1 protein-coding gene is annotated in these 263 nt (G+C 76.0%); it reads left to right on the top strand.

Annotated elements, in window-relative coordinates; translation table 11 throughout:
* A partial coding sequence (locus tag P409_RS35865; RefSeq protein WP_034850058.1) for a nucleoside hydrolase occupies nucleotides 1-263 on the top strand: 263 nt, incomplete at both ends.

The raw sequence follows: 263 nt of genomic DNA on the forward strand, positions 1-263 counted from the left end.
GTCGGCATCGACGACGCGCTGGCCATCCTGTGGCTGGCCGGACGGCCGGGGGTGGAGATCGCGGCGCTGGGCAGCGTCCATGGCAACGCCCATGCCGAGACCGCCGCCGCCAACGCCCAGCACGTCTTCGACCTGGTCGGGCTTGGCGATGTCCCGGTCGCGGTCGGGGCGGCGGCGCCGCTGGCCCAGCCGGTCAGCATCAGCGGCCATGTCCATGGCGATGACGGCCTTGGCGGCCAGGGACCGGCCGCGGCGCCCCGGCC

This window comes from Inquilinus limosus MP06 (assembly GCF_000767795.1).
Taxonomy (GTDB): domain Bacteria; phylum Pseudomonadota; class Alphaproteobacteria; order DSM-16000; family Inquilinaceae; genus Inquilinus; species Inquilinus limosus_E.